At 67.1% G+C, this 22,413-nt stretch carries 11 protein-coding genes and 2 pseudogenes; 10 read left to right on the forward strand and 3 right to left on the reverse strand.

From position 1 onward, the window contains the following. Window positions 1-12: 12 nt before the first annotated feature. Window positions 13-165 (reverse strand): annotated as a pseudogene (locus tag D2E24_RS10800) (DapH/DapD/GlmU-related protein); the annotation flags it as partial. A 922-nt stretch (window positions 166-1,087) separates the two neighbouring features. Here D2E24_RS10800 and D2E24_RS04280 point away from each other — a divergent pair. Next, entirely contained in the window at window positions 1,088-3,967 is a 2,880-nt protein-coding gene (locus tag D2E24_RS04280) for a glycoside hydrolase family 3 protein (protein ID WP_125968086.1), read from the forward strand. A gap of 302 nt (window positions 3,968-4,269) precedes the next feature. Here D2E24_RS04280 and D2E24_RS04285 read toward each other — a convergent pair whose 3' ends face one another. Together D2E24_RS04285 and D2E24_RS04290 are read right to left on the reverse strand one after the other, a co-directional pair. After that, window positions 4,270-5,130 carry a LysR family transcriptional regulator gene (locus tag D2E24_RS04285; protein WP_125968087.1) on the reverse strand — a complete coding sequence of 287 codons (861 nt, stop codon included), beginning with the start codon at window positions 5,128-5,130 and terminating at the stop codon, window positions 4,270-4,272. 128 nt (window positions 5,131-5,258) lie between these two features. Beyond that, window positions 5,259-5,924, reverse strand: a complete 666-nt coding sequence (locus tag D2E24_RS04290) for a sugar O-acetyltransferase (protein WP_206430923.1) — start codon at window positions 5,922-5,924, stop codon at window positions 5,259-5,261. Between the two features lie 146 nt (window positions 5,925-6,070). Here D2E24_RS04290 and D2E24_RS10710 point away from each other — a divergent pair, with 146 nt between their 5' ends. The 9 genes and pseudogenes from D2E24_RS10710 to D2E24_RS04335 all read left to right on the forward strand — a co-directional run bounded on the left by D2E24_RS10710 (window position 6,071) and on the right by D2E24_RS04335 (window position 22,399). Further along, the gene (locus D2E24_RS10710; protein ID WP_277594666.1) at window positions 6,071-6,694 is read left to right on the forward strand and encodes a sugar O-acetyltransferase; all 624 of its coding nucleotides are present in this window, start codon (window positions 6,071-6,073) and stop codon (window positions 6,692-6,694) included. Window positions 6,695-7,009: 315 nt separating this feature from the next. After that, complete coding sequence (locus D2E24_RS04300; protein WP_125968088.1) at window positions 7,010-10,141, forward strand: alpha-mannosidase; 3,132 nt, start codon at window positions 7,010-7,012, stop codon at window positions 10,139-10,141. A gap of 105 nt (window positions 10,142-10,246) precedes the next feature. Next, window positions 10,247-13,378, forward strand: coding sequence for an alpha-mannosidase (locus tag D2E24_RS04305; protein WP_125968089.1), 3,132 nt, complete (start codon window positions 10,247-10,249; stop codon window positions 13,376-13,378). A gap of 294 nt (window positions 13,379-13,672) precedes the next feature. Next, a pseudogene (locus D2E24_RS04310) lies at window positions 13,673-14,969 on the forward strand (ABC transporter substrate-binding protein). Beyond that, complete coding sequence (locus tag D2E24_RS04315) at window positions 14,969-15,934, forward strand: carbohydrate ABC transporter permease (RefSeq protein ID WP_125968090.1); 966 nt, start codon at window positions 14,969-14,971, stop codon at window positions 15,932-15,934. Before D2E24_RS04310 ends, D2E24_RS04315 begins: the two are co-directional and overlap by 1 nt. Continuing rightward, on the forward strand, window positions 15,934-16,791 hold the full coding sequence (locus D2E24_RS04320) for a carbohydrate ABC transporter permease (protein ID WP_125968091.1): 858 nt from the start codon (window positions 15,934-15,936) through the stop codon (window positions 16,789-16,791). Before D2E24_RS04315 ends, D2E24_RS04320 begins: the two co-directional genes overlap by 1 nt. 19 nt (window positions 16,792-16,810) lie before the next feature. Beyond that, a complete protein-coding gene (locus D2E24_RS04325) occupies window positions 16,811-18,088 on the forward strand; it encodes a glycoside hydrolase 5 family protein (protein WP_125968092.1) in 1,278 nt (425 codons plus the stop codon). Window positions 18,089-18,284: 196 nt separating this feature from the next. Continuing rightward, window positions 18,285-20,570, forward strand: a complete 2,286-nt coding sequence (locus D2E24_RS04330; RefSeq protein WP_125968093.1) for a glycoside hydrolase family 3 protein — start codon at window positions 18,285-18,287, stop codon at window positions 20,568-20,570. Between the two features lie 134 nt (window positions 20,571-20,704). Beyond that, a complete protein-coding gene (locus D2E24_RS04335) occupies window positions 20,705-22,399 on the forward strand; it encodes an endo-beta-N-acetylglucosaminidase (protein WP_125968094.1) in 1,695 nt (564 codons plus the stop codon). Window positions 22,400-22,413: the final 14 nt, after the last annotated feature.

Raw genomic sequence — 22,413 nt, forward strand, 5'->3', positions numbered from 1 at the left:
GCTTCACACGTGCCCGATGACGCGCGCCGGGTTGCCGGCGACGATCGCGCCGGGCGCGACGTCGTGCGTGACGACCGCGGCAGCGCCGACGATCGCGCCGTCGCCGATCGTCACGCCCTGCAGGACGGTCGCTCCCGCGCCGATCCACACGCGGTCGCCGATGACGATGGGCTTCGAGACGGTTGTGGCCCGCTGCTGCGGGTCGCGCAGATGGTTGATGGTGATGAGCTGCACGTTCGGTCCGATGAACGTGCCGTCGCCGATGGTGATGCCGCCGCGGTCCATGAGCGTGCATCCCCAGTTGACGAACGAGCCTCGCCCGACGGTGATGTTGCGCCCGAAATCCGTGTAAAACGGCGGATTGAGCCGGAACGACGGGTCGACCGGATGCCCCACGATCCCCTCGAACAGCGCATGCACCTCCTCCGGCTCGTGATAGCCGGCGTTGAGTTCGGCGCACAGCCGCTTCGTGCGCGTGATGATCGCGTCGATGGCCGCATAGTCCGGATCGTGCTGCGACACGGGTTCGCCGCCGCGGTCGCGCGCGAGGATGGCGGCGGCTTCGAGGTCGGCCTTCGCGCCGCCGATGATGGCGTCGGTATCGCTTTCGGTGATGGGTTCGCTGATGGTTGCGCTGGTCATGCCCCCATTGCATCACCGTCGTGTCCCGCCGTCCAATAGCCGCCGCCGATGCTCGTCCATGCCGTGCGGGCATGGAGCTGGATGATCGATACGCATCATATGTGAGTATCGGCATGAATGACGGTCCTATTGCATCCACCGACATAAAGCATCGTCGCTGAGGACGGGCCGTTGACCGCCGGTCGTGAACCATGCTCCGGAGCGGTGACAGATTATGCGCGCAAAACGACAGGTTATCGCCGCCCATGCGCGCCGCCCATCGCGGCGGCGACGGCCACGCCGGCCGCAAAACCGTTGCGAACACTACGATTCCGGCACATCGACGGGCGTCGTATGCCCGCCGTGCATGGCATCGCATACATGACGGGCATTATCCCGAACGGGCGAAGCCGCCCACAATGAAGCCAACGCATCCCGCACGGAAGCGGGGGAGGAAAGGAGAGCCATGCTCGAGATAAATATGGATGACGTCATTGCGGTCGTCCAGTCCATCCAAGGCGAACTCATCGCCATCGCCGCATTCATCGTGCTGGCGCTCGCGGTCACCATCGGCGTGAACGCGAAGACCGTCAAGGACCAGGCCGTGCGCAAGCTGACGCACTCCACGTCGTGGGTCGTCGTCGGCGTCGCGGCCATCGCCTCCGTCACGATGATGCTCACCGGCCCGCTCAACAGCATGATCACGATGGCCACCGCCGAAAAGCACGAGCTGACCGCCGACACCATCGCCAAGACCAACGACCTGGCCGTCGACATCGAACGCGAGGGCATCACCCTGCTCAAGAACGACGACGCGAACCTGCCGCTCAAGGCCGGCAAGCTCAACGTGTTCGGCTGGGCGTCCACCAACCCGATCTACGGCGGCACCGGCTCCGGCGCCCTGTCCGAAGGCTACGACACCACGTCCCTGCTCGACGGCCTGCACGACGCCGGCTACGAGACCAACGACGCGCTCACCGAGTTCTACACCGACTACAGCACCGAACGCGGCGTGATCTCCGTCACCGCCGCCGACTGGACGCTGCCCGAGCCGGCCGCCTCCACCTACTCGGACCAGCTCATCGCCGACGCCAAGGACTTCTCCTCCGACGCGATGGTCGTCATCGGCCGCGTCGGCGGCGAAGGCCTCGACCTGCCGACCGACATGAACAAGGACGGCGTCATCTACAACGACAACTCCGCCGACTACCAGGACTTCCCCGAAGGCACCCACTACCTCGAGCTCAGCCAGTCCGAAAAGGACATGATCGACCTGGTCACCGCCAACTTCGACAACGTCACCCTCGTCTACAACGGCGCCAACGCGTTCGAATTCGGCTTCCTCAACGACTATCCGCAGATCAAGAGCGTCCTGTGGGCGCCGCACCCGGGCCAGGCCGGCTTCGAGGCGCTCGGCGAGGTCATGACCGGCGAGGTCAACCCGTCCGGCCGCACCGCCGACACGTTCCTCACCGACCTGACCGCCGCGCCGAACTGGAACAACTTCGGCGCCTTCCAGTACAACAACGTCGCCGAATTCGAGGTCGAATCCGCCCGCGGCACCCGCTCCCCGAAGTTCGTCAACTACGTCGAGGGCATCTACGTCGGCTACCGCTTCTGGGAGACCGCCGCCGACGAGGGCCTCGTCGACTACGACACGCTCGTCCAGTACCCGTTCGGCTACGGCCTGAGCTACACCACGTTCGATCAGGAGATGGGCGACGTCACCTACGCCGACGGCAAGATCACGTTCGACGTGACCGTCACCAACACCGGCGACGTGGCCGGCAAGGACGTCGTCGAGGCGTACGTCAACCCGCCGTACACCGACGGCGGCATCGAGAAGGCCACCGCCAACCTCGTCGCCTACGAGAAGACCGACCTGCTCGAACCGGGCGCATCCCAGACCGTCACCATCGAATTCGACGACGACGACATGGCTTCCTACGACTATCAGAACGCCAAGGCGTATGTGCTCGAAGAAGGCGACTACACGGTCTCCATCAACGAGAACTCGCACGAGGAGATCGCCTCGGCCGTCATCGACGTGCCCGAGACCATCACCTACGACACCGACGACAACACGCACAACGGCGACGCCATCGTCGCGACCAACGTCTTCGACGACGCCGAAGGCGACGTCACCTACCTGAGCCGCGCCGGCCACTTCGCCAACTACGACGAGGCCACCGCTGCGCCCACCGACTACGCGATGAGCGACGACGTCAAGGCGACGTTCTACAACAACGGCAACTACGATCCGACCAAGTTCGACGACGCCGACGACGAGATGCCGACCACCGGCGCGAAGAACGGCCTGCGCCTCATCGACCTGCGCGGCGCCGACTACGACGACGCCAAGTGGGACCAGCTGCTCGACCAGCTCACTTTCGACGAGATGGACGACATCATCGCCAACGGCGGCTACCAGAACGCCGCCATCGAATCCATCGGCAAGATCCGCCTGTCCGACGTGGACGGCCCCGCCGCCCTCAAGGACAACTTCACCGGCGTCGGCTCCATCGGCCTGCCGGCGAACATCGCGCTCGCCTGCTCGTGGAACAAGGACCTCGCCCGCCAGTACGGCGAGACCATCGGCGACATGGCCCACGAGATGCAGGTGTCCGGCTGGTACGCCCCGTCCATCAACAACCACCGCAGCGCGTTCGGCGGCCGCAACTTCGAATACTTCTCCGAAGACCCGGTCCTGACCGCCGGCCTCGCCGTCGAGCAGGTGCTCGGCGCCGCCGACCGCGGCGTGTACGCGTTCACCAAGCACTTCGCGCTCAACGAGCAGGAGACCGAACGCAACGGCCAGCTGTGCACCTGGTCGAACGAGCAGGCGATCCGCGAGATCTACCTGCGCCCGTTCGAGGAGGTCGTCAAGGCCGACGGCGACGCGCAGGCCATGATGGGCGCGTTCAACTACATCGGCAACACGTACGCCAGCGCCCACACCGGTCTCAACCAGACCGTGCTGCGCGACGAATGGGGATTCAAGGGCATGCTGGAGACGGACTACTTCTCCGGCACGAACTACGGCTACCAGACCGCCGACCAGGCGATCCGCGGCTACACCGACATCATGCTCGCCTCCACCGAGACCACGAACCACGTGACCGACCATTCGGCCACCTCCGTGATCGCGATGCGCCGCGCCGTGCACAACATCCTGTACACGGCGGTCAACAGCTGGCGCTACGCGGACGGCGAGCCGTCCGACCCGACGCCCGCCTGGAAGATCGCGATGATCGCGGCCGACGTGGCGCTCGCCGTGGTCCTCCTCGCCCTCGAGGCGCTCGCAGTGAAGCGCTTCGTCTCCCGCCGCAAGGCCTCCGCCAAGTAAGCCCCCCCGGTCCATCCGGGATAACCGAACACGGCATCGCCCCGCTGCCCCGGGAGCGACGCCATCCGACGGCGCACGGCGCCCGACTGGTCTCCTCCGGTCGGGCGCCCCGTCATATCCGTAGTCGTTCATGGGCATGAACGTCGATTCCATGGAAAAGCACGCGCCTCAACGAAAGACCCGCATACCAATCCACGAAACGGCCGCCTGAAGATGCGGACGTGCGGTGGTTGCGGCGAGCCGTGTACGCTGCCGTAAGCATGACGGGTGCGCGAGGCCGCGATGGGAAGGAAGCGCTTGTCTCACCCGCGCAGGAACCGCGCGAACTCGGCCGCGGCGGGGGAGGCGGCGCCATGCCGCTTCCACACGACCGCCGACCCGCTGCCCAGAGCGGGGCTCAACGGTATGCGCCGCACGCCCGGATACTCGATCCCCAGGTCGAGGCACAGGTACACGCCCAACCCGTGCGCCGTCATGGTCGCGCCGTTCGCCGGCAGATTGCACCATCCGGCGATCCGCAGATCGTCCTCGGACCGGCCGAACCAGTTCGTCACCACGCGCCGCACCGACTCGCGCGACGGCAGCAGCAGGTCGCAATCCGTCAGATCCGCCGGCGACAGGGCGTCACAGCCGGCGAGCGCATGCCCGTCCGGCACCAGCGCGCACCAGCGTTCCGTGACATCGACATGCAGGAACTCGTATGCGGACACGTCCACCGGCTCGGTGAGCAGGCCGAAGTCCAGCAGCCCCTGGTCGAGACGTTCCTGGATCACGTCGGCCGTCGTGCTCGACACGGCGAACCGCACCCGCGGATGGATCGCACGGAACGCGGCCATCCGGTCGGTCAGGAACGACATGGCCCACACCTCGCCGCAGCCGACCGCGACGTCGCCGGTCAGCTCGCCGGCGCTCGCGGTCAGGTCGGCGCGCGTCTTGTCGGCCAGGGCGACGATGGTGCTCGCCCGCTCGTACAGCAGCCGTCCCTCGTCGGTGAGGGCGATGGCGTGGGCGCCGCGCTCGAACAGCGTGACGCCCAGCTCCTCCTCCAGCTGCCGCAGCTGCCGTGACAGGGTGGGCTGGGAGATGCGCAGCAGCTGCGCCGCCCACGTGATGTTGCCCTCCTCGGCGACCGCCAGAAAATACCGCAGCACGCGCAGTTCCATGTCCGCCTCCCGTCTTGGTCCCGTCGTCTCCCGCCGGCGGTTCGTGCCGTCGTCTCCCATTATGCCCGGAATCGTGGGATTCCGTCGGTCGCCGCGGGTTGATGGGACGGAAGGCTGCCGCGCCGCCGTCAGCCGCGCAGGGGAAGGCCGAGCCGGTCGGCGTCGGTGATCTCGCGGATGACGCGCGCCGGCACGCCGCCGACGAGCGTGCGCTCCGGCACGTCGCGCGTGACGACGGCGCCGGCGGCGATGACCGAGCCGGAGCCGATGGTCACGCCGGCGACGATCGTCGCGCCGCCGCACACCCACACGTCGTCGCCGATGACGACGGGCAGCGAGTGCTCCCAGCCGTCGGTGCGCTCGGCCGGGTCGAACGCGTGCTCGGGCGTGTAGATGCCCACATTGGGGCCGAACCACACGTTGTCGCCGATGGTGACGGGCGCGCAGTCGAGGATGCATGCGCCGGCGTTGGCGTAGAAGTTGTCGCCGACGCTGATGTTGTACCCGTAGTCGCAGTTGAACGGCGATTCGATCCAGCAGTTGGCGCCGACGTGGCCGAAGAAGCCGCGGATCATCGCCTCGCGTTCGGCGCGCAGCGTGGGCCGGGTCATGTTGAAGTCGTAGACGACGTCCTTGGCGTGCTCGCGTTCGGCGTCGAGCTCCGGGTCGGTGCTGCGGTAGTACTCGCCGGCCAGCATGAGCTGCTTCATCGTGCGGCCGTCGGTGGCGTGCGCCGCCGCGTCGGTCATGCGGTCGTCGCCGAGGTTCCCGTCGTCGATGATGCCGTCGGTCATGTGATGCTCCCTTCGTTGCGGCATGGCTGCGGCCGGCTGCGGTCGCGGCCGGCGGGGTCCCGCCGTCGCCGTCGGCGCGTGCCCTGCGCGCCACGATACCCGTCGTTGCGTACGAATGTACGCAACGACGGGTATCGTCGTGTCGCATGAGTGACGACACCGCGATGACGCCGGCGCAATACGCCGAGGAGCACTATTTCCAGAACGATCCGCGCACCAACCGCGAGCGCATGCTCGCCGGCGACTGGTACGTGGGCGGCGACGACCCCGAGAGCAACCGCATCAGCCGGAAGGGCTACGCGCTGTGCGACGAATACTACCGCGCCACGCTGGCCGGCGACCCGGATGCGATGCGTTATCTGACTGAGCTGGTGGGCGAGCTGGGGGAGGGCGCGTACGTCAAGCCCCCGCTGTTCGTCGACTACGGCGAGAACATCCGCATCGGCGCGCGCACGTTCATCAACATGAACCTGACGGCGCTGGACGTGCTGCCGATCACGATCGGCGAGGACTGCCAGATCGGCCCGAACGTGCAGCTGCTCACCCCGGTTCACCCGATCGACCCGACGATGCGTCGCGACAAGCTGGAGGCCGGCGAGCCGATCACGATCGGGAACAACGTGTGGCTGGGCGGCGGCGTGGTCGTCTGCCCGGGCGTCACGATCGGCGACAACACGGTGATCGGCGCCGGTTCGGTCGTCACGAAGGACATCCCGGCGAACGTGGTCGCCGTGGGCAACCCGTGCCGTCCGATCCGCGAGATCGCCTGATCGGGGGCCGCATCGGGAGGGGCTCCCGCATCCGTCGCACGTCGCCGGCGCGCCTGGGATGCGGGGGCCTCGTCGTATCGGCATGGCGTGCGGGCGTGGCGGCGACGCGGAGCGTGTCCGGGGAACACGCCCACGCGGTTCGCTTGACAGTCCCGGGACGAACGGCAACAATGTACTAAAGCGCTTTAGTGGCCCCGTGGAACCGGGCCGCGAAAGGCGTGCCGGCCGTCCCACCGGGCCGGACCACGACAACGTAGCCGTTCGACGCGCCGCCGCGGCGCACACCACACGATACAGGGAAGTGAAGAGGCCACCATGTTCCTCAAGCCAGAACAGCAACTCGAACGCTGCCGGCGGGTGATCCGCCAGCGCGTGGAGCCCCACATCCACCCGGTGCTGACGCATCTGGGCGTGGAGGCGTTCGACATCCCCGGCGAGCCGATGCCCCACACCGAGTTCTTCGCCCGCGAACACGCCGGCGACATCCCCTTCGAGCCCTTCACGATGGGCTCGGCATGGGGCACCACCTGGGGCACCGTCTGGTTCCGCATCACCGGCCGCATCCCCGCCGACCGCCCCGAGGGCATGCCCCTCGAGCTCATGCTCGACCTCGGCTGGTACGAGCACTCGTGCGGCGGCCACATCGAAGGCCTCGTCTACCGTCCCGACGGCACCGCCGTCAAGGCCGTCCACCCGCTCAACCACTGGGTCCCGTTCATGGACGCCGACGGCGCCGCGCTCTTCCCGATCGGCGACGACGGCTCCTTCACCCTCTACCTCGAAGCCGCCAGCAACCCGCTGCTGCTCGGCGTGCCCCCGTTCATCGAGACCGAACTGGGCGACCGCGCCACCGGCAGGCCGGACGAGCCGTACGTGTTCCGCGCCGCCGACCTGACCGTCTACGACCGCCGCTACGACCTGTACCGCGTCGATCTCGACGTCGCCGCATCCCTGATGGAGCTGGCCGACAAGGAGACGCCGCGCTACTGGCGTCTCGCCAAGGCGCTCCAGCGCTCGATGAACGTCTTCGACGAGCAGGCCCCCGACACGGTCGTCGCCGCCCGCGAGGCGCTCGCCGGCGTGCTGTCCAGCCCGGCCGGCGCGTCGTCGATGCGCGTGGGCGCGATCGGCCACGCGCACATCGACTCGGCGTGGCTGTGGCCGGTGCGCGAGACGCGCCGCAAGGTCGCCCGCACCGTCTCGAACGCGCTGGCACTGATGGACGCCGACCCGGACTTCAAGTACGCGATGAGCTCCGCCCAGCAGTACGCGTGGCTCGAACAGGACCATCCCGACATCTTCGCGCGCATGAAGGCGCGCATCGACGAGGGCCGCTTCATCCCGGTGGGCGGCATGTGGGTCGAGGCGGACGGCATGCTGCCGTGCGGCGAGTCCCTGATCCGCCAGGTCTCCTACGGCCGCCGCTACTTCAAGGAGAAGCTGGGCGTGGAGCCCAAGGGCATCTGGCTGCCCGACAGCTTCGGCTACACCGGCGCCTGGCCGCAGATCGCCCGCCGCGCCGGCTACGAGTGGTTCCTCACGCAGAAGATCTCGTGGAGCGACACCACGAAGTTCCCGCACCATTCGTTCATGTGGCAGGGCATCGACGGCACGCCGATCTTCACCCACTTCCCGCCGTCCGACACGTACGCGGCGTGGGCCACGGCCAAGGAGCTCGACTACGCGGAACGCAACTTCCGCGACAAGGACCTGACCGACCGTTCGCTCATGCTGTTCGGCTTCGGCGACGGCGGCGGCGGCCCCACGCGCAACATGATGGACCACCTGCACCGCTTCGGGAACGTCGAGGGCGTCTCCCGCGTCGCCATCGAGACCCCCGACGACTTCTTCGCCGACGCGCGCGCCGACCTGGAGGCCGAGGCCGGCGTCGAGATGCCGACGTACAAGGGCGAACTGTACCTGGAGCTGCACCGCGGCACCCTCACCGCCCAGCAGGCGATGAAGCGCGGCTGCCGCGCCGAGGAGTCGCTGCTGCGCACGGTCGAATACCTGGGCGCCGCCGCCGTGCTCGCCGACCCGGAGTACGTCTACCCGCGCGAGGAGATGGACCGCATCTGGACGACGCTGCTGCTCAACCAGTTCCACGACATCCTGCCCGGCTCGTCGATCTCGTGGGTGCACCGCGAGGCGCGCGAGGACTACGAGCGCGACCTGGCCCGCCTGCGCGGGATCGCGGCCGACATGTGCGCCGTGCTGCGCCGCGCGAACCCCGACGCCGACCTGCTGGCCGACGCGCGCATCAGCCAGTACCGCGCCGACGGCACGTCCTGGCTCGCCGCCGCCGACGCCGCGCCCGCCGACGCCGCGCCGGCGACCGCGGACAAGCTGTCCGACGGCCGCGTGCGCCTGTCCAACGGCCTGCTCACCGCGGTCGTCGAGGCCGACGGCACCGTCTCGTCGCTCGTCGACGAGGCGCGCGGCCGCGACATCGTGCCCGCCGGCGCGCGTCTGGGCCGTTACGAGCTGATGAAGGACGAGCCGATCGTCTACGACGCGTGGGAGATCGACCGCGAGGCGCTGCTCATGGCGACGCCGCTGGCCGGCGAGATCGTCGCCGTGCGCGTCGCCGACGGCGTCGCCTGCGTCGACGTGCGCACGCGGGAGGGCGACAGCGTCATCGACACGACGTTCTCGCTGCGGCCCGGCGCGCGCCGCCTCGACGTGGCCGCCCACGTCGAATGGCATGCCCGGGAGCGTTTCCTCAAGGTCGACGTGCCGGTGAACGTCGTCGCCGACCGCGCCCAGTACGACTGCCAGTACGGCGTCGTCGAACGCCCGGTCGTCAAGAACAGCGCCTCCGACGAGGCCAAGTACGAGAACAGCGTCAACCGCTACGTGCGCATCGCCGACGCCTCCTACGCGGTCGCGGTCGTCAACGGCTCGATCTACGGATCGGACGCCGCGCCGATCGCCGCCGACCCGGCCTCCGGCGCCGGCGCGGGCACGATGTTCCGTCTGTCGCTGCTGTCCGCGCCCGTCTACCCCGATCCGCGCACCGACCTGGGCGCGCACGACTTCCGCTGGGCGGTCGTCGCCGACGCGACGCCGGAGCGTGCGGTCGACGCCGCGTGCGCGATCAACGCGCCGCTCCTGCACGACGTGCCCGCGATCGCGCCGCCGGCCACGGTCGAGACGACGTCCGGCATGGTCGTCGTCGACTGGATCAAGACCGCCGATGACGCCTCCGGCGACCTCATCGTGCGCGTGCACGAGGCCGTCGGCGGCCACGCCGCGGCCCGGCTGCACGTCGCCGACGCGCTCGCCGATGCGAGCGTGCGCGAGACCGGCGTGCTGGAGACGAACACGCTGGCCGACGACCTGCCGCGCGCGCTGCGTTCCGAGGCCGACGCCCCGGTGGCGGCCGAAGGCGCCGAGCTGCGCTTCGGCCCGTTCCAGCTGGCCACGCTGCGCCTGAGCCGCCGCTGACACGACGGCATCGATATCCGGGGCGGCGGCACCGCACGCGCCGCCGCCCGTCGCCGCTCACCCGCGAAACCAACCCAACCGACCTGCAAAGGAGCCGACACACCCATGTTCCTCATCCCCGAGCAGCAGCTGAGCCGCTGCGACCGCATCCTGTGGCAGCGCGTCGAACCGCGCATCCACACCACGCTCTCCTCATGCACCCTGCGTGCGCACGACAACCCGGGCGAACCCGTCCCCTCGGGCGAGTTCCTCGCCAAGGTGCGCGCCGGCGAAATCGAATTCCACGACTTCGCCGTGCCGGGCGTATGGGGCACCACCTGGGGCACCACCTGGTTCGAAGTCAAGGGCACCATCGACCGTGAGGCAGTCAAGGGCCGCAAGGTCGAGCTCATGGTCGACCTGGGCTGGCTGGGCCACCGCGGCCCCGGCTTCCAGTCCGAAGGCCTCGTCTACCGCGCCGACGGCACCGCCATCAAATCCGCCAACCCGAAGAACCACTGGATCCCGCTCGTCTACGCCGACGGCACCTCCACCGTCGACATCGACGAGCACGGCGGCTTCACCGTCTACATCGAAGCGGCCGCCAACCCGTTCGTCGAAGGCCCGACCCCGTACTCGCCCACCGAACTGGGCGAGGGGCCCACCGGTGAATGCGACTTCCCGTACACACTCTCGCGCATGGACGTCACCGTCTTCGACGAGGAGATGTTCGCCTACGCGATGGACCTGGAGACCGTCTCCTCGCTCATGCGCGAACTCAAGGACGACGACCCGCGCTACTGGCAGCTCGCCAAGGCGCTCCAACGTTCGATGAACCGCTACGACGAACGCCACCTCGACACGCTGCCCGCCGCCCGCGAGGCGCTCGCCGGCGTGCTGGCCGAACACGCCTCGTCCAGCGCCATCGACCATGTGGCCGTCGGTCATGCGCACATCGACTCCGCCTGGCTGTGGCCGGTGCGCGAGACTCGCCGCAAGGTCGCCCGCACCGTCTCCAACGTGCTCGCCCTCATGGACGAGGACCCGGACTTCACGTACGCGATGAGCTCCGCCCAGCAGTACGAGTGGCTCGAAGCCGAACACCCCGACCTGTTCGCGCGCATGAAGCGGCGCATCGAGGAGGGGCGCTTCATCCCGGTGGGCGGCATGTGGGTCGAATCCGACAACATGATCCCCTCCGGCGAATCCCTCATCCGCCAGATCACGTTCGGCACACGCTACTTCAAGGAGCATCTGGGCGTCACCCCGCGCGGCATCTGGCTGCCCGACAGCTTCGGCTACACCGGATCATGGCCGCAGATCGCCCGCCGCGCCGGCTTCGAGTGGTTCCTCACCCAGAAGATCTCGTGGAACGACACCACCAAGTTCCCGCACCACTCGTTCCTGTGGGAGGGCATCGACGGGTCGCGCATCCTCACCCACTTCCCGCCGTCCGACACGTACTGCTCGTCCATGAGCATGAAGGAGCTGGCCTACTCGCAGCGCAACTTCCTCGACAAGGACCTGTCGCGCAACGCGATTCTGCTGTACGGCTTCGGTGATGGCGGCGGCGGTCCCACCCGCGAGATGACCGCGCGCATCCGCCGCGACCATGACCTCGCCGGCGCTCCCAAGGTCGGCTTCGGCACCCCCGACGAACTGTTCGACCGCGTGCGCGAGGACATCGTCGACCACGGCGAGGGCGAGACCCCGGTGTTCAAGGGCGAGCTGTACCTCGAACTGCACCGCGCCACGCTCACCGCCCAGCAGGGCATGAAGCGCGGCTGCCGCCAGGAGGAGTCCATGCTGCGCGTGGCCGAATACCTGTTCACGCTCGCCGGCGTGCGCAACCCGGACTACGTGTACCCGCGCGAGGAGATGGACCGCATCTGGAAGACGCTGCTGCTCAACCAGTTCCACGACATCCTGCCCGGCTCGGCGCTCGCCTGGGTGCACCGTCAGGCCCGCGAGGAGTATGCGCGCGACATCGCCCGACTGCGCGGGCTCATCGCCGACGCCGTCGCCGCAATCGGCGCCGCCGACCCGTCCGCCGCGATGGTCGACGACGCGGTCGTCGTGCCGTACGCCCGCGAGACGTGCGCGGCGTGGACCGTACGCCCGTCCGCGGCCGCGCCCGCCGCCGACGCGGTGTCGGTGCGCGAGGATGATGGCGTGACGACGCTCGACAACGGACGTCTGCGCGCGGTCGTCGAGGCCGACGGCACCGTCTCCTCGCTGACCGACCTGAAGACCGGCCGCGAGATCGTGCCGGCGGGTGCGCGCATGGGACGCTACGAGCTGCTGACCGACGAACCGTACCAGTGGGACGCCTGGGACATCCATCGCGATGCGTTCCTGACCGCGTCGGCCCTGACCGACGCCGAAGTGGAGCGCGTGGAGCGCGCCGATGACGGCTCCGTGACCGTGCACGCGGTGACGCGCGCCGACGGCGTGCGCATCGCCACCGCGATCACGCTGCGCCCCGGCTCCGACACGCTCGACTTCACCGCCGACGTGGACTGGCATGCGGTCGAGAAGTTCCTCAAGGTCGACCTGCCGCTGGGCGTGCAGGCCGTCAACGCCCAGTACGAATGCCAGTACGGCATGGTCGAACGGCCGATCGCCAAGAACACCAGAGGCGATGAGGCCAAGTTCGAAAGCTGCACGCACCGCTTCGTGCGCGTCGCCGACGCCTCCTACGCGGCCGCCGTGGTCAACGCCTCCACATACGGCTCCGACGTGCATCCGATCCACGGCGACGCCGCCCACGGCGCCGGCCGCGGCACGATGGTGCGCCTGTCGCTGCTGAGCGCGCCGCTCTACCCCGATCCGCGCACCGACCAGGGCGAGCACTCGTTCGCATGGTCCGTCGTCGCCGACGCGCACATAGACGCCGTGCTGGCCGAGGCGTCACGCCTGAACGCGCCCGTCATCGACCGCCTGCCGGCCCTCGACCCGCTGGTGTCGCTGACCGACGTGACCGGCTCGGTCGTGCTCGACTGGATCAAGCCGGCCGACGACGGTTCGGGTGACGTGATCGTGCGCCTGTACGAGGCCGCCGGCGGCGCCGCCAGCGCGACGCTGCACGTCGACGCCGCGCTCGCCGGTGCGAGCGTGGAGGAGGTCGACGTGCTCGAAGAGCCGATGCTGGACGCCGAACTGTCCCGCGCGTTCGCGCAGGACGGTCCCCGACCCGTCGAGGGCGCCCGCGTGCAGCTGGATCCGTTCCAGCTGGCGATTCTGCGTATCCGCCGATGACGGTCTGCGGCCGTACGGTCCGGCGGTCCATATCGTGGATTCCGTCGGCCCGTACGGCCGTTGTGTCGTGGATAATGCTGCGACACGCCGTGACGCAGTCGACTCAATCTATGCTATTCTCTAACTAAACCGCTTTAGAAGACATCTTCACAACACCTGTCTACTAAAGCGCTTTAGCCCTGATGGTGCACGTCGAAGGAGTGCTGCAGCATCGGGGCGGATCCATTCATATGGACTTCTCCGTCCAAAGTAGGACGGAGGCATGTACAAGGAAACAGAAGAAAGGAAAACACCATGTTTTCTGCCAAGAAGGCCATCGCCATCGTCGGCGCAGGCGCCATGCTCGTCTCCGTGGCCGCATGCGGCAACGACAACGCCGGTGCGGACGGCGACAACGGCGGTACCAAGGAGATCTCCTTCCAGACTTGGAACCTGAAGAACGACAAGTACACGCCGTACTTCGAGGCGCTCATCTCCGAGTACGAGAAGGCCCATCCGGACGTCAAGATCAACTGGCTCGACGCCCCCCTCGGACGGCTACGAGGACAAGCTGTCCACGCAGGCCGCCTCCAACGAGCTTCCCGACGTCGTCGACGGCGGCAGCTCCATCCTCTATGGTCTGGCCAAGGCCGGCGCGCTGCTCAACCTCTCCACGGAGGCTCCGGACGCCGAAGCCGACTACTACGAGGGTGCATGGAAGAACTCCATCCTCACCGGCAACGGCATCGAGGAAGGCGCCTACAGCCTGCCTTGGTACGTCAACGACGGCCCGGTGTACTGGAACACCGAACTCATGCAGCAGTGCGGCCTCGATCCCGAGAACGTGCCGACCACGTGGGACGAGTACTTCGCCGCCGGCAAGACCATCGCCGAGAAGTGCGACGACGTCTATCTGGGCACCACGATGGGCTCCAACACCGAGGACTTCGTGACCGCCGGCGTGACGATCATGAACGACGACCACAGCGAGTACTCCTTCAACGACGCCGCCGCCGTCAAGCAGCTGCAGGGCTTCATCGACCTGTACACCGAAGGCGCCATCCCGCCGGAGGCGCTCGACTCCTCCTGGAGCCAGCAGTCCGACCTGTTCCAGCGCGGCAACCTCGTGTCCATGAACGGCTCCGCCTACTCCGCCGCCGGATTCAAGCAGAACTCCCCGGATCTGTACGACAAGCTCACCGTCGGACCGCGCATCTCCAACGACGGCAAGTCCGCCTCCGTCTCCTACGATTCGCTCGGCATCAGCTCCCAGTCCAAGTACCCGGACGTCGCCATCGACTTCGCCCGCTTCGTGACCAACAAGGAGAACCAGGTCGAATTCGCCAAGCAGGCCTCCGTCTTCCCGTCCGCGCAGGGCGGCCTGGATGACGAGTACTACCAGGACATCGACGACTCCACCCTTGAGGGCAAGGCCCTGAAGGTCACGCTCGATCAGGTCAAGAACGGCACCTCGTCCCGTCCGGCCGAATTCACCGACGCCAATGGCTACAAGAACCTCCAGCAGCAGATCGCCCTCGCCATGCAGGGCAAGCAGACCGCCCAGGAGGCCCTCGACAAGGCCGTCCAGTTCGCGAACGAGAAGCTCCAGTAATGAGCAAGGCGGTATCCGCCGCTGACAGGTCGGAGGCCCGCAAGGCCTCCGACCGGCCTGAACCGATGAATACCAAACACAAGGGAACGCGCGACATCGCCACCACGGCCGCGCCGTATCTGTTCGTCCTTCCGGCGTTCGTAATCGTGTTCGTATTCGTCGTCCTTGCGGCACTCAACACATTCAGGCTCGCCTTCACCGATTCCCGTCTGCTCATCCCGGGCAAGTTCGTCGGATTCAAGAACTTCATCACGCTCTTCCACGACGAATACTTCCTGACCGCACTGTTCAATTCATCACTGTACGTGGTCTGCGTGGTCCCGTGCATGGTGATTCTGCCGCTGATCCTGGCGTACTTGGTGCGCGGCAACTCGAAGATCATGGGCTTCTTCCGCACCGCCTTCTACATGCCGGTGGTCATGTCCGCCGTCGTGGTGGGCATGATCTGGACCAACCTGCTCGACTCGGCCGGTCTGGTCAACTCCGTGTTCAAGGCGCTCAAGATCATCACCAAGCCGATCCCGTTCCTCACCGACCGCTGGGGCGTCCTGTTCAGCTCGATGTTCGTGACGATCTGGCTCGGTCTGGGCTACTACATGGTCATCTACCTGACCGCTCTGGCGAACATCGACGAATCCCTCTACGAGGCGGCATCGCTCGACGGCGCCGGTCCCGTGCGGCAGTTCATCTCCGTGACGATTCCCGGAGTCCGCTCCACGATGATGCTCATCATGATGCTGTCCACCATCGCCGCGTTCCGCGTCTTCAACGAGGTCTACGTGCTGACCAACGGCTCGGCGGGCCCCGGCGGCATGGACATGACGATGTCGATGCTCATCAAGCGCGAAGGCACCGGCATCCAGGCCCGCACCGGCTACGCGAGCGCCATCTCGCTGGTCGTGCTCGTCATCGTCGGCGCGCTGCTCATCATCCAGCAGATCGTACAGAAGCGAGGTGAGGACTGATGTCCGCAGATATCGTCCGTCCGAACCGTCACCGGAAGGTCACCGTCGGCAAGGTCGTCCAGTATGCGGTGCTGATCCTGATGTTCCTGCTGTTGGTCGGCCCGTTCATCTGGGAGCTGTCCCTCTCGTTCAAGGGCAAGGGTGACAACGTGTACGCGGTTCCGCCGTACATCATCCCGAAGACCCCGACGTTCGACAACTACCTGTCCGTGTTCCGCCAGGTGCCGGTGTTCCACTACATGCTCAACACCCTGGTGGTGTGCGTGATCTCCATCGTGGGCAACATCGTCTTCTCCACGATGGCGGGATACGCACTGGGCCGTCTCAAGTGGCGCGGCCGCGGCGCGGTGTTCGCGATGTTCATGGGATCCATGGTCATCCCGCTGGAAGGCGTCATGATCTCGCAGTTCCTGATCATCCGTTCGATCAACCTGCAGAACACGCTGCTCGCGGTGGCCCTGCCGGGTCTGTGCGGCGCGATGAACATCCTGCTCATGACCAATGCCTTCAAGTCCATTCCGATGGAACTCGAGGAGGCGGCGATGGTGGACGGCGCCAGCCTGTGGCAGCGCTTCTTCCACATCTGCGTCCCGCAGGTCAAGGGCACCATGACCGTGGTCGGCATCTTCGCCTTCGTCGGAGCGTGGAACGACTTCCTGTGGCCGTTGATCGCGATCTCCGATGAGGACAAGTACACGCTGACGCTCGGCATGAACCGACTCAAGGGCATGTTCATCCAGGATCCGCGACTGATCGCCGCCGGCGCGCTCGTCTCCCTCATCCCGATCATCGTCTTCTTCTGCTGCTTCCAGCGCTACTTCTTCCGTGGTCTGGAGCAGGGAGGCCTCAAGGGATGACCCCACGAAAGGACAACTCATGAAATTCGGTGTGGATTACACGCCCTCGCACGGGTGGTTCCATTCGTGGCTCGACCCGGACTGGGCGAGCATCGACGAGGATCTGCGTCAGATCAGCGAACTGGGCATGGACCATGTGCGCATCTTCCCGGTCTGGCCCTACCTGCAGCCGAACCGCACATGGATCAACCGCAAGGGCGTCGAGGATGTGCGCCGCGTGGTGCACATCGCCGGCGAACACGGTCTGGACGCCTACGTGGACGTGTTCCAAGGGCATCTGTCGAGCTTCGACTTCATCCCCAGCTGGCTCGTGACATGGCACAAGGGCAACATGTTCACCGACCCGGAATTCGTCGCCTCGGAACGAGAGCTGATCGCCGTGATGGCCGATGAGCTCGCCAAGGAGCCGGCGTTCAAGGGCATGACCCTCGGCAACGAGGTCAACCAGCTGTCCGACCGGCCTCATCCGACCAAGATGAGCGCGACCCCGGACCAGATCGATGCATGGCTGGACGAGCTGCTGCCGGCCGCCAAGCGCGGCGACGCACTGTCGCTGTTCAGCGTCAACGACGGCGTCTGGTTCCTCGACGGCCACCCGTTCACCCCGGTGCAGTCCGCCACCAAGGGCGACCTGACCACCATCCACTCGTGGGTGTTCAACGGCATCGGCCAGGGATACGGCGCACGCAGCGAGGAATGCTACGCGTACGCGCTCTATCTGGCCGAACTGGCCAAGGCGTTCGGCCCGGCCGACCGTCCGGTATGGCTGCAGGAGGTGGGCGCGCCCGAGAACGTGCTCGCATCGGAGGACACCCCCGAGTTCTGTCGCAGTGCCGTCGAAAAGGCATTGGACTGCCCGAACCTGTGGGGCGTCACCTGGTGGTGCTCGCACGATGTGCCGTCGTCGATGGCCGACTTCCCGCAGCTCGAATACTCGCTCGGCCTGTTCGACGAGCACGGGCGGGTCAAGCCGATCGGCCGCGAGTTCGGCGATCTCGCCCGGCAGTATCGCGACATGCGGCCTGCGGCGGCCAAGAACGTGGCCGTCGTGGTGGACGTGGACGCGACCGGCAACCCGGTCGACCGCGCCGCACTCGGCCCGGGCGGCTCCATCTGCGACCTGTGGATGAAGCTCGAGGTCGCAGGCCTGCGCCCGAGCGTCGTCACGTCGGCGGTCGCCGCCGATCCGGCCGAACTGACCGCGCGCGGCATCACCGAACTGCATCGGGACACGGCACCCTACAAGGCGAGATTCTATTCGGCGGTCTCCGACCCCGCGTTCGAATCCGTCGACTAGACACCAGCCGGTTGCGGAACCCTTCCACGGACTCCGCAACCGGCTTTCCCTGCATATGCGAGGGAGCATGCATATGCGGACGGGGTGCGGCACGGCGCATCGGTTTCGTGTATGTTTCATGGGAACGGTCTATCGCCGGCCATGCAATCGCCATAGGGGATGCCAGACACTTACGCTACAGAGAGGTAGTAGGGCTATGACAGATGAAGGAACCTCCATCGAACGGCTCATCGCGTCGATGAGCCTCACCGAAAAGGTAGGCCAGCTCAACCAGCGGCTGCTCGGATGGAAGGCGGTGGAACGCGACGGTGCAGGCAGACTCGTCGCCACGGACTATCTCAAGCGCGAAATCGACCGGTGGGGCGGTCTGGGCACGCTGTACGGCCTGCTGCGCGCCGATCCGTGGTCGGGGCAGCACTGGGGCAACGGCATCCGCCCCGAGGAACGGGGCGAGGCGGTCTCGCTCATCCAGCAGACCGTTCTCGAACGCGGCGCCCACGGCATCGGCGTACTGCTGAGCGAGGAGGCTCCGCATGGCCATCAGGCGCTCGGCGGCACCGTACTGCCCACGAACCTCGGTCTGGGCGCCACCTTCGATCCCACTGCGGTGCGGGAGGCGGAGTCCGCCGTCGCCGCCGAACTCGCCGCCAGCGGCATCCACATCGCGCTGGTCTCCGGACTTGACATCGCCCGTGACCCCCGATGGGGCCGCTGCGAGGAATGCTTCGGCGAGGACCCGCTTATGGCGGCCCGCATGTGCGAGGCCATCGTGCTCGGCATGCAGGGCGAGCGCCGGTGCAAGGTGGGCGACGGCGGCGTGGCCGTCGTCCTCAAGCATCTCGCCGCGCAGGGTGAGGCGGTCGGCGGCCGCAACGGCCAGTCCGCGGTACTTGGCTCCCATGACCTGCACGACATCCATCTGGCTCCGGTCGTCGCCGGTGTGCGCGCCGGTGCCTGGGGGTTCATGGCCGCCTACAACGACATCGACTCGGTGCCGTGCTGTGCAAACCCGTGGCTGCTCAAGGACTATCTGCGCGACGAGCTCGGATTCGACGGCATCGTCATGGCCGACGGTCTTGCCGTGGACCGTCTGGAGGACATGGCCGGATCGATTCCGGCGGCCGGACGCGCCGCCCTGCTGTGCGGCGTCGACGTGTCGCTGTGGGACGAAGGGTTCACACGACTGTCCGAATACGCCGACGATGAGACGGTCGTCGCCGCGATCGACCGTTCGCTACGCCGCGTATTCGAGCTCAAGAGCCGCTTCGGTCTGCTGCCCGGGCGCGACGGCGACGCGGCGCCCATCCGCACGCCGGACGCCTGCGCGATCGACGCCGCGCTCAAGGCAGGCCGCGACCAGGCACGCATCATGGCCCGCGAGTCGATCGTCCTCATCGACGACGGCGCCGATGGAAATACGTCGCTCGCCGACATGCGCGCGATCATCGACCGTGTGCGGCAAGGATCCGTCGACGCGCAGCCCGGCCCCGTCATCGTGGCCGGTCCCTTCGCCGACGACTTCGGGTGCTTCCTCGGCGACTACACCGCGCCGCTGCCCTCCGGCGAACAGTCCGGCGTGTATCGTGAGCTCGTCTCCCGGCTCGGCTCCGACCATGTGCTGCTCGCCTCGAAGCCGGACGATCTGCCGGCCGGCGACTGGAGACGCGCGTCGCTGGTCGTGTTCGTCTGCGGTGGCACCAGCGAACGCAGCTACGACAGCGAATTCGACGACAACGGCGCGGCAAGGGCCGTCGCCGAACACGGCGCCACCTGCGGCGAAGGCGTGGACCTCGCCGATATCCGTCTGCCCTGGGGGCAGGACGACCAGCTCGACGCCATCGCCGCGATGAGCGACGCTCCGATCGTATCCATCGCCGTTTGCGGGCGGGCGCACGTGCTCACGCATGTGCTCGACCGTTCCGATGCGGTCATCTGGGCGGGCTATGCCGGACAGTTCGGTCCCCAAGCCGTCGCCGACGCCCTCGTCGACGGTGCTGCGATGCCCGGACGCCTGCCGGTCACCCTGCCGGCGTTCCCCGGTGCCGTGCCGGTGCGGTACAACGACCGCCAGAGCGCTGCCGGAGTCTACAAGGATGCGATCCGGCCCATACTGCGCCCGTTCGGTCACGGTCCCGGCTCCCTTGCCGGCATCACGGTCGGCGAACCGCGCATCGTGCCGGATGCGATGGCCGGCGTGCTGGTGGTGACGGTTCCGGCGGACGCGGGGGAGGGGCCAGTATCGGGATCGCTCAACCTGTTCGCGCACGTCAGCGGAGGCCGGCGCATCCCGCGACTGGCCATGCTGGTCGATTCGACGTACGTGACGCTGGCGGCGGGTGAACACCGCGACATCATGTTCCGTGTGCCGTTCGACCGTCTGCGTGATCCCGGCGACGGTGAGGTGCGCGTGACCTGCGCGCTGGACGCCCGTATGACCGACTCCGCCACGGCCACGTTGCCGGGGGATCGTCGGGGGGTATGAAAGATGTGGGGGTGCGATGCGTCGGAACCGCATCGCACCCCCGGATGGAGGCCGCAGCTACCGGCCGCCATCGACGCAACCTGCAAGGCTGCGGGTTGTTGCCCAATGGAAGGACACAACAAAGGAGATTATATATGCGTTTCACACACGGCAGAGAAGGCCGGTCGTCCCTCGGACGCAGGTTCGCGGCCGGGATGGTCGCCGCCGCGATGACGATCGGCGGCTCGCTGGCCATGGGGACCGCCGCATACGCGCAGGAGGGGGACACCCCCGTCGCGATGGTGCAGGAGAACGGCTCCGGGAAGCACTTCATGGTGTACTACCGCGCATGGCGTGACATCACCATGAAGGGCGTCAACACCGACCTGCCCGACGACAACTGGATCTCCATGTACGACATCCCCTACGGCATCGACGTGGTCAACGTGTTCAGCTACGTGCCGCAGGGACAGGAGGAGGCGGCCCAGCCGTTCTACGACAAGCTCAAAAGCGACTACGCGCCGTACCTGCACAGCCGCGGCATCAAACTCGTGCGCGGCATCGACTACAACGGCGTGATGGTCGACGGGTTCACGACCTGGATCGCCGAACAGGGCAAGAGCGTCGAGACCGCGACCGAAGCGGACTACGACGCATACGCCGATCATGTCATCGAGACGTACATGACCTCCGTCGGCCTCGACGGCCTCGACATCGACATGGAGACCCATCCGGACGAATCCCAGGTGGCCATCTCCGATCAGGTGATCCGCTCGCTGTCCAAGCGCATCGGCCCTAGGTCGGGCGATCCTGACGGCACGATGTTCCTGTACGACACCAACGGCAGCTACACCGCGCCGTTCGAGAACGTGGCCGACTGCTTCGACTACATCGCCTATCAGCAGTACGGCTCCGATTCGACGCGCACGGCGAAGGCCGCCGCCACATACGAGCAGTTCATCGACTCGACCAAGTTCGTGCCCGGACTCACCTTCCCGGAGGAAGGCGACATGAACAACCGCTGGTACGACGCCATCGAGCCGTACGAGGAAAGCCACTTCTACGACGTGGCCTCCTACTCGTACGACAACAACCTGGGCGGCATGTTCGTCTACGCCCTCGACCGCGACGGCCGCACCTACGAGGAGGACGACCTCACCCACATCAAGCCGTCGAACCTGATCTGGACCAAGACAGCCATCGCCCAGAGCCAGGGCATGTCCCTCGAGAACGCCAAGGCCGCCGCCGGTCACTTCCTCGACCGCATGTCGCTGACCAAGGACGTGCCGGCCGAAACCCGTCAGGCCGTGGACGCCGCCACGAATCTGTACGAGGTGAACAAGGCCGTGCTCGGCGGCGACTGGGACGAAGGCTACAGCAACACCTACGACCCCACACTGGAACTGTCCCTGACCGCCATCGACTCCACCGCACTGACCGATGCCATCGGCAAGGCCAAGGAGCTCATCGCCTCCGGCGATGTGACAGGTGAGACGCTGGGGGCACTCCGTACGGCGCGCGATGCCGCAGTGGCAGGTCTGACCGGCAAGCTGTACACCGCCGACGCCGTCGCAGACTGGGCATCCGGGCTCGTCAAGGCAATCGACGACTCGACCCCGGTGACCCCCGAACCGGAGAAACCCGGCGACGGAGACCAGAACACCACCGACGGCAATCGACCGAACGGGTCCGGCGGCGCCGAGACCAAGCCGACGGCGAAGCCGAACAAGCCGACGAAGAAGCCCGGCGATCTGGCGAACACCGGCATCGATACCATCCCGGTCATGCTCGTTGCCGCCATGCTGATGCTGAGCGGCGCTGGCGCGCTTGCGGCTCGTCGCAGAAGGTGAATACAGGCCCGACC

It is taken from the genome of Bifidobacterium samirii (genome assembly GCF_003952945.1).
Lineage (GTDB): Bacteria > Actinomycetota > Actinomycetes > Actinomycetales > Bifidobacteriaceae > Bifidobacterium > Bifidobacterium samirii.